The 8,972-nt window shown below is 36.6% G+C and carries 8 protein-coding genes; 6 read left to right on the top strand and 2 right to left on the bottom strand.

Annotated elements, in window-relative coordinates:
- The 4 genes from R3333_RS09565 to R3333_RS09550 form a co-directional block, all read left to right on the top strand.
- Positions 1–366: aminotransferase class III-fold pyridoxal phosphate-dependent enzyme (locus R3333_RS09565; RefSeq protein WP_318958568.1), on the top strand; the 366-nt coding region annotated here is incomplete at its 5' end.
- A gap of 132 nt (positions 367–498) precedes the next feature.
- Positions 499–1,455 (top strand): glucosaminidase domain-containing protein, encoded by a 957-nt coding sequence (locus R3333_RS09560; RefSeq protein WP_318958567.1) that lies wholly within the window; start codon positions 499–501, stop codon positions 1,453–1,455.
- A gap of 145 nt (positions 1,456–1,600) precedes the next feature.
- Entirely contained in the window at positions 1,601–2,503 is a 903-nt protein-coding gene (locus tag R3333_RS09555; RefSeq protein WP_318958566.1) for a histone deacetylase, read from the top strand.
- A gap of 1 nt (position 2,504) precedes the next feature.
- On the top strand, positions 2,505–2,915 hold the full coding sequence (locus R3333_RS09550; RefSeq protein ID WP_318958565.1) for a hypothetical protein: 411 nt from the start codon (positions 2,505–2,507) through the stop codon (positions 2,913–2,915).
- Here the strand turns inward: R3333_RS09550 and R3333_RS09545 are convergent.
- Positions 2,905–3,984 (bottom strand): hypothetical protein, encoded by a 1,080-nt coding sequence (locus tag R3333_RS09545; RefSeq protein WP_318958564.1) that lies wholly within the window; start codon positions 3,982–3,984, stop codon positions 2,905–2,907. The genes R3333_RS09550 and R3333_RS09545 overlap by 11 nt on opposite strands.
- Positions 3,985–4,093: 109 nt before the next feature.
- On the bottom strand, positions 4,094–5,758 hold the full coding sequence (locus tag R3333_RS09540; RefSeq protein WP_318958563.1) for a S8 family peptidase: 1,665 nt from the start codon (positions 5,756–5,758) through the stop codon (positions 4,094–4,096).
- A 137-nt stretch (positions 5,759–5,895) separates the two neighbouring features.
- Between R3333_RS09540 and R3333_RS09535 the strand changes: the two genes are divergently transcribed.
- Both R3333_RS09535 and R3333_RS09530 read left to right on the top strand, forming a co-directional pair.
- Positions 5,896–8,421: a S8/S53 family peptidase gene (locus tag R3333_RS09535; protein WP_318958562.1), complete on the top strand. Its 2,526-nt coding sequence runs from the start codon at positions 5,896–5,898 to the stop codon at positions 8,419–8,421.
- Positions 8,422–8,478: 57 nt separating this feature from the next.
- Positions 8,479–8,901 carry a DUF5606 domain-containing protein gene (locus R3333_RS09530; protein WP_318958561.1) on the top strand — a complete coding sequence of 141 codons (423 nt, stop codon included), beginning with the start codon at positions 8,479–8,481 and terminating at the stop codon, positions 8,899–8,901.
- Positions 8,902–8,972 lie beyond the last annotated feature (71 nt).

The following is an 8,972-nucleotide window of genomic DNA, read 5'->3' as shown; positions in this document are numbered from 1 at the left end:
GGTGGTAACCCAATTGCTGCAAAAGTAGCAACGGCTGCCTTAGAAGTAATTAAAGAAGAGAATTTAGCGGAGAACGCTCAAAAACTTGGAGAGTTGTTTAGAGCTGAAATGAACCGTATCATCGCTAATACAGATTTAGTGAACTCTGTTAGAGGTAGAGGTTTATTGAATGCTATCTTAATTAATGATACAGAAGATAGCACTACAGCTTGGGATTTATGTGTTGCCCTTAAAGAAAATGGTTTATTAGCTAAACCAACGCACGGTAATATTATCCGTTTTGCTCCACCATTGGTGATGAACAAAGAACAATTGTTAGAATGTGTAGCAATTATAGAAAAGACAATTACTGAGTTTAAAAAGTAATAAATAAGCTTTTAATGCAAAAGGCATCTCATTTAGTTGGGATGCCTTTTTTTGTGAATTAAACATTTAATTGAAGAATAATGTAACTATTGTTAATAACTCACGTTTATATGTTCATAAGTGAATTTTAACATGAAAGTATTACCTTACATAACATCGGTTACATTTTTGTTTTTGAGTAGTTTAAGTGCTCAGGCTAAAATCACGAAAGAAGATTACATTGCCCAATGGTCCAAAATTGCTGTTGAGCAAATGCATGCGCATAAAATTCCAGCCTCAATAACGATGGCACAAGGAATCCTAGAAAGTTCTTACGGAAACTCCATGTTGGCTACAGAAGCCAACAACCACTTTGGTATTAAATGCCACAGCTGGGAAGGGGAGAGAGTTTATAAAGATGATGACAAAAAGGATGAATGCTTTAGAAAGTATGCCCATGCTTTGGAGTCATTTGAAGACCATAGTTTATTCTTGGCGGGTAGAAAACGTTATGCAGAACTATTTACCTATGAGATCACAGATTACAAAAAATGGGCAAAAGGATTGAGAAAGGCAGGATATGCAACTAACCCCAAATACCCACAATTGCTGATTGATATTATAGAGAAAAATGAGCTCTACAAATTAGATAAGTCTCCTTTGGATGAGCCTTTGGCGAAAGTAGATATTGCAGAAAAAACGTTAGAGGATGTTAGTAATAAAACTCCGCAAACAGGAAAGTTGAGTAAGTCTGTGAACTACAATTTACATAAGGTTAACGTAAATAAAGCAAGAACACAGTTCATCACCGCTAAAAAAGGAGATACATATTATAGAATAGCGAAAGAGTTCGGGTTGAGCTTGAAGCAAATCTATAAATACAACGATGTAATTTCAAAAGAAAATAAAATAGAGGTGGGGGATAAGATCTATATCATGTACAAAAGAAATAGATCTAAAAAGCAAAGAGCTACAGAAGTAAAAGACTCCACTTCTTTGAGAGATATTAGTCAAGAATTTGGAATTAAGCTAAAACGACTGCAAAAATTAAATCCTCAACTATCTCCATCCAAAGAGATAGCTATAGGTACAACGGTATTCCTTAGATAATATCGAGGAAAGAACATACCTTAATTGGTTTGTTTGTGATCTCAAAAATTATTGTTTTTTGTTGAGATTGTTGTTTGTTTGAAAAAGCTCCCACGTTGATGGGAGCTTTTTTATTTTTACCATTTTTCCTTCTTATTTTAGCGCTATGTTGAAAATTGCCTTCGATCCTATTTATGCGCATACTTTGCCGCCAGGTCATAGATTTCCTATGGCTAAATACGAATTGTTGCCCCAACAATTAATGTACGAGGGTACAGTAGAAGAGGAGAACTTTTTTAAAACCGAAGAGATAGATCTAGCAACCGTTTTGGCTGTGCACGATGCAGATTATGTGAAGCGATTAAGGGCTCTGGAATTGACAAAAAGAGAACAACGGGTTACAGGGTTTCCGCACAATGCAGCTTTGATTGAAAGAGAATTCAAAATCATGGAAGGTACTCGTCAATGTGTGAATTATGCTTTAGAGCATGGTGTAGCCATGAATATAGCAGGTGGTACACATCATGCGTTTAGCAACAAAGGTGAAGGCTTTTGCTTGCTGAATGATCAAGCCATCGCTGCTAGGTGGGCAATAGACAATGGATTGGCTAAAAAAGTGCTGATTATAGATTTAGATGTCCATCAGGGAAATGGAACTGCCGAAATATTCGAAAACACTCCTGAGGTTTTTACCTTTTCAGTCCATGGAAAACACAATTATCCTTTAAAAAAGGAAGTGTCTGATTTAGATATAGGCGTTGAGGATGGTATAGGAGATAAAGAGTATTTATACCTGGTAGAAAAGCATTTGGATGAATTGATGGCACAAGTGGAACCTGATTTTTTATTTTATCAATGTGGTGTAGATATCTTAAAAACAGATAAATTAGGAAGATTAGGTGTGAGTATTGAGGGGTGTAAGCGCAGAGATGAGTTGGTCTTTGAAATGGCCAAATCCAATGCTTTGCCAATTGTTTGTTCTATGGGAGGAGGGTATTCCCCTCAACTTAAATACATCATTGAAGCACATGCCAATACCTACAGAACCGCACAGCATTTATTTTTTTAGGATGAAAAGAGTTTTAGTATCTAGTTTAATGTTTTTTTTACTTGCTTGTGGATTATCCACGCAAGAAGAACTTGTGCTTTCTAAAGCAGTGGGTGATTATGTAGATGCGGTGAATGAGAACCAAGTATTGATTAAATTGGGACTTTCTCACCCTAGAGTTGTGAAGCACTATTCTGACCAAGGAAAGGATACGGTACAAAAGTATTTCGACTTAGAGAAATACAGCATTTTCAATTATGTAAAAGATAAGTCTTGGGACGCTGATCAATCGCTCTGTATCCGTTATCAATATAAAAAAGAAGATCATCAACACTATTTCTACGCTGTTAAGAAAGAAGGGCAGAAGAACTGGTTATTTATCGATGAGCGCGATACATTTTTGTTTCCAGAACTTTTTGAAGTTAATAATTAAAGGATTCGCCATTTTGATAGAAGAGGAAGTTTCCTTTGCTGGTTTCAACTCTTACAATGTTGGCATTAACATCAAATTCAGCTTTAAATACCTTCGTGATTTCTTTGGTTGTACCATAATTACATACAGAAACCCCTCCCATAACATTTCTAAAAGCCACGGTTTTATTTGATATTTTATACTCTTCAGGAATGTAATTGGAAATTTGGGTAACCTCGCTTCCGTCGTACATGAAGAATAAATTGGTTTCACCCCAAACCACTACACTGTCTTTCACTTCATAGAAGTCAGGAGAATAATTACTTATTTTTTTAAGTTCACCAGCCTCATAATACATGAGGTTTCGGTTTTGATCTAAGTATACTGCAAAATTATTTCCCGCCTTGTAAGAAGGTATTTGAACGGATTCTATGTTGAATATCTCTCCGTTTTCATACAAAGCAAAACTTTGATTGATAGGGTCGTTAAACACGCTAAACCCGTATCCTGAAGCGTAAGAAAAACTAAATTGAGAACTTCCTATTTCTGTAATTTTCCCTCTGTCAAATATATACTGTACTTCACCTGGACCTTTGAATCCAAAGGTAGTAGGACCTATATTGGTAGGAAGGGTTAACTCTTCTAAACTATAAGTGACTAAATAAATGCTATCGTTGTAATGTGCTTTTATTGAGTTGTCACGAGAATCTATAAATACAACAAGCGAATCGCTTACGGCGTAATAATCGGCGAAATTACTTAAGGTTTTCTTGTATCCGTTTTCCCAGTGAAATAGAATAGGACCTATGTTCCAGGTAACAGAGTTCAAACCTAGTTCATAGCGAACAGCTGTGTTGTTTAAAAAGTGCTTTTTTTCACCATCGTAAACAAAAAGGTCGCGTTTGTGATCTCTGAAAACGATAAGGTTTTGATTGTACTTATACTCGGTAGGAGGAAGGTAGTCGAGTTGCTTACTGCGTCCATTTTCAAAAGCACGGAGATAGCCAATGTTATCTAGGAAAGGGAAGAGCCCTTGTGCGTTTAAGGTGTTGAATGAAAGTACGAACGTTAGTAAAAATATAATCCTCATAATTCTATGTAAGCAAATAGTTCTCCAAATTTAGCCAAATCTATAAACTAAAAAAGGGATACACATATTGTGCATCCCTTTTACTATTTTAAAACTGAGTGTTCAGAATTTATTTTTTCTCTTTCTCTAGTTCTTTTACCAATTTTTTGGCTGCTTTCGTAGCTTCCAATAAATCAATTGTTCCACCAGTTACAGATAACTTAGAGAAAGCAATTGTTTCGATGTTGTTTAAATCTCTTGTAGAAGCACCTGGTTTGATAACCTCTAAATCTTCGTAAGTTTTAGCTGTTTCTAACAAGATGTTTTTGATTTGTAACATCGTTAATTCAGGGAAGTAGCTTTTTAAGAAAGCCGCTGCACCTGCTACCATTGGAGAGGCCATTGATGTTCCTTGAATTGCCAAGTAAGTAGTATCTCCTTGAACGGTATTGTAAATTTCTAAACCTGGTGCAAACACGTCTACGTTTGTTTGTCCGTAGTTAGAGAAACTTGCAGCCAATTGAGAAGGAACAGTGATACTGTCTTTTTCTTTCGTTGATAAATAACGCGTACTTGCTCCAATTGTTAAGTAGTGTGTGAAATCTTCTGTTTGGAAAGGGTAATGAGAAGTAGGGTAATTTGGTTCTACATCTACATTTTTGTTATCATTTCCAGCAGCATGAACAAACAGTACTCCTTTAGATTCTGCGTACTTGATAGCATCGTATACCCATCTTCCGTTTGGAGAGTAGTTCTTACCGAAAGAACCGTTAATGATTTGTGCTCCGTTATCTACTGCATAACGAATTGCTAAAGCGATATCCTTATCGTGCTCATCTCCGTTAGGAACGGCTCTTAATGACATTAATTTAACATTTTCAGCAACACCGTCACCACCTTTTCCGTTTCCACGAACAGCACCAATAATACCACCTACGTGTGTACCGTGTAATGCATCTGGTCCTTCAACGTCGTTGTTACCGTAGTTCACATCTAAGATGTCGTAAGGGTTGTCTCCAATGATAGATCTATCATCACAGTAAGCGTTGTAGTTACAATCTAATCTTCCTTGTAAGCTTTCAACGTATCCCATTAACATTTCAGCTGACAAGTTTCCTTGCTTAACTTCTAATGCAATGCTTTTATGTTTTTGTCCTTCTTTGTCTGTAGGCTCCCAAGCATTTAATTGTTCTAATGTGTAATCTGCTCCTAAAGCTTTTTCTGCAGCAGCCAATGATGCAGGAATAGTTTCTTCTGCTAACATTTTGTAACGCGCTACGATAGACTCGTATCTGTTTCTAGTAGCTTCGTATTCAGCTTTAACTTCAAGGTACAATTTGTAGTCCTCCATATCTGCAGGAGCAACATCTGCCTCTACAACACTAGCGAATCTTGGGTTTAATTGTGCGTAAAGTCTTGTTAACTCTAAACGCGTATCGTTTTGGTTAGTTCCATCAGCGTTTCCAAGGAAGTTCCATCCGTGGATATCATCGATGTAACCGTTGTTATCGTCATCAATTCCGTTTCCTGGAATTTCATCAGTGTTTACCCAGATTTGTCCTTGTAAATCTTCGTGGTCAATATCAATACCACTATCAATAACTGCAACTACAACTTCAGAAGATTCTTTCTTCTTCACTTTTTTGTAGGCAGCTTCAGTGTTCATTCCTGCTTCACCGTTGTACCAGTTTTTGATTACTTCTGTTGAAGGCTTTTCATTCAACTGTGCGTAAGCAGCACTAAAGTAAGTTACTGCGAATGCCGGTAAGATTATTCTTAAAAATCTTCTTTTCATAGTCTTTTGATGATAATTTTCGAGTTACAAATATTCCATTTTTATTTTAATCTCACTCCATTTTTTACACCTTTTCCTTTAAATTTACGTTCTAAGGTTAAAAATTGCTATAAATGGTACACGCGCGAAAAATCCTAATGTTTTGTTTTCTATTGATAACGCTCACAACATTAGGTCAATCTCCTAAATTGAATTGGGACAATGTTTTAGATAAGTATGCACAGGAGATAATTCCATTTTCTGTTCCCTATACTTATGATAATTTAAACTATTTACACAGAAAAGGTGTACAAGTTAAAAGCATTACAAAGGATTATATCCTGTTTAGTGCAACTCCCAATTTTGTAAATGAAGGATATACATCAGGAGGTTTAAGTGATTTTTACCTTGAGTTTTCTAACCCAACTGCTTTGGATGATACTGCGCGAGCGCTCTTGTTTGTAGATCAAGTACATCAAGGCAGTGCACCGTTGCCTGCAGGTTATACAGGGGAGGGTGTCATTATTGGTTTTGTAGATCAGGGGTTAGATTATACACATCCAGATTTTATTGATGACAATGGTAATAACAGAGTGATACGCTACTGGGATCAAGGTGCTGGGAATGGACCCAACACTCCTGCTGCTTATGGTTATGGACAGATATGTGATAGTGCTAGTATAAATGATGGGACCTGTCCTTACACAGAAGAAAGCTCAGCCCATGGTACAACGGTTACAGGTATAGGTTGTGGAAATGGAAATGCTAACGGGACCAATATGGGAATGGCACCTGATACTAAAATCATCTTCATAGAAACTAATTTTTCATTGCCAAACTGGACGCTTTCCGTAGCAGACGCTTGTGATTATGTTTTTAAGGTGGCAGATTCACTAGGAAGACCAGCAGTTGTAAATTTAAGTGTAGGTTCTTACATAGGATCACATGATGGAAACGATCCGGCTTCTGAAATGATGGAGCAATTACTGGATGAAAAAAGAGGGAGACTTATTGTTGGTGCAGCAGGTAACTCTGGAGCACTTGGGAATTATCACGTAAGAAATTTCCCAACAGCAGATACATCTTTCATTTGGTTAAAATCTAATCCTAATGGTGCAGGAGGAGCGAATACGATATTGTTTGATTTATGGTCAGATACTGCGCAAGCTACCTATAGCTATGCATATGGAGCAGACAGACCTAATTATACTTATGCAGGAGGAACAGCCTTTAGACAAGCCTTAACCAATGTAGGTACACCTAAAAACGATACAATTTATAATAGTAATGGAGATAGAATTGCTACGATAATAACCTATACAGAAATCGTAGGAGGAGCTTTTCATATACAAGGATACTTTAATCAGGTAGATTCAACATCTTATAATTTTAGGTTTATGACCAAAGGGTCTGGTCAATACGATTTATGGAGTACAGCAAGTTTTGGATTGAGCACAATTGTTGAAAATTTACCAGCTTCATCAGTGATGCCCGCAATCGTAAACTATGTATTGCCAGATGCTAATCAATCGATAGTTTCTTCCTGGAACTGTTCAGAAAAAATAGTTTCTGTAGCCAATACATTATGTAGAACACATCACATAGATAAAAATTACAACACCTACAATGCGGCGCCAGGAGCTTATCCTGGAGAGCTTTCTTCAACATCAAGTAAGGGTCCTTCTCGTTTAGATGTAGTGAAGCCAAATATTGCCGCAACGGGAAATGTTACCTTAGGTGCGGCGCCTGAATGGTTAAGAAATAATGTTGGTTATTACCCTTTACTCGATAGTGGAGGCTACCATGCACGAAATGGAGGAACTTCAATGGCATCTCCAACGGTTGCTGGAATTGGTGCATTGATGTTAGAAAAGTGTAATTTATTATCAACAGAAGAATTTATAGCTGCTATACAAAACACGGCACGAGAAGAAAGTTTTATGGGAAGTTTGCCAAATAATGGATTTGGATATGGAATTGTAAATGCTTTGGATGCAACAGCAAGTACCTATTTTGAGGCAGATTTGTTAGGAGACACAGTGGTATGTGATGGAATTGCGCTTGTATATCCAGACGGGAATCCGATAGAAGTGGAATGGTATGATAATTCAAACAATTTAACCCTTACGGTTACGCAACAGCAAGACAGTGTTTGGGCTACCTATGTGATGGATGAACGTGGGTGTGAAGGTTTAAGCGATACTATAGGCTTAACGGTGGGTACTATGCCTCCAACTCCTTTTATTACTTTAAATGGTAATGTATTATCCTCAACACCTTCTAATAATTACCAATGGTTCTTAAATGGAAATGCAATTCCTGGAGAAACGAATCAAAACTTGGTCATCAATTCAGAAGGAACCTATATCATGGGAACTTTAAGTGATGATGGATGTTGGGCGTATTCAGATAGTGTTAGATATTATTTAGGAATTCAAGATGCAGAAGAAAAAGAATTTAAAGTTTACCCAAACCCAACTTCTGGAATTGTGTTTATTGAGCATATGAATCAAGAGAACTTTACGGGTGAAATAACCACGCTTACTGGGGCAAAGGTCTTGCATTTTCAAAGTAATGCGCAAGGGAGTACTCAGGTAGATTTGGCGGAACTTGCAAAGGGAATTTATTTATGTAAGATAGTTTTAAACAATAAAACGTATACAATTAAAGTTATTCGAGAATAGTTAATATGGCATTAACTTATTATTTTTGAATCCTTAAAAAATTGAACAAACTTTAATATGAATCTCAAAGGAGTAATATCAATATCAGGTCGTCCGGGACTATACAAAGTTGTAGGACAAGGAAAGAATAACATTATTGTTGAAGCTTTAAACGATAACAAAAGAATTCCAGCATACGCTACAGATAGAATTTCAGCATTAGAAGATATTTCTATTTACACGTATGAAGAAGATGTTCCTTTAAGAGAGGTTTACATCAAATTCAGAGAGAAAGTTGCAGAAGAGCAGGTTTTATCTCACAAAGAGTCTTTATCAAAATTAGAAAGCTTTTTAGAGGAAGTTTTACCGGATTATGATAAAGAAAGAGTTTATCCATCAGATATCAAGAAATTGTTTCAGTGGTACAACTTATTGCACAAAGCTGGTTTAACAGCACCGGTAGAAGGAACAACAGAAGAAGTTTCTCAAGAAGAAGAGTAATTAGTTTCTACTAAAAAAATAGTAAGGGTCGTTCAATGAATGACCCTTTTTTCATGCTTAAAAATGATAGT

The sequence above is a fragment of the Lishizhenia sp. genome (assembly GCF_033720595.1).
GTDB lineage: Bacteria > Bacteroidota > Bacteroidia > Flavobacteriales_D > Crocinitomicaceae > Lishizhenia.
This window is presented reverse-complemented; position numbering and strand designations above follow the sequence as displayed.